We start from the raw sequence: 239 nt of genomic DNA on the forward strand, positions 1-239 counted from the left end.
AGCGACGCCAGCACGATATCGGGACCGCGTTCGGCGACGACGAGTTCGGCGACCGTGCCCACCGCCAGCGCCAGCCGCTGCGCGCTGTCGTCCAGGACCCGGTCGAACAACTCACGGTAGGCGGCGTCGGGCTGATACTCGATGGGCAGTGATTCGGCATAGTGTGCGACGCCGGCCTGAATCCGCTTTTCGCGATAGGCGAGATCGGCCTCCAATTCGGCGTCGGACAGGTCCTTCAG

General features: G+C 66.1%; 1 protein-coding gene. It reads right to left on the reverse strand.

Annotation, left to right across the window (positions count from 1 at the left end; genetic code table 11):
• Positions 1-239 (reverse strand): cysteine protease StiP domain-containing protein (locus tag CUZ56_RS15490; protein ID WP_275427170.1); only part of this gene is annotated, 239 nt, incomplete at both ends.

It is taken from the genome of Saezia sanguinis (genome assembly GCF_003991585.1).
Lineage (GTDB): Bacteria > Pseudomonadota > Gammaproteobacteria > Burkholderiales > Burkholderiaceae_C > Saezia > Saezia sanguinis.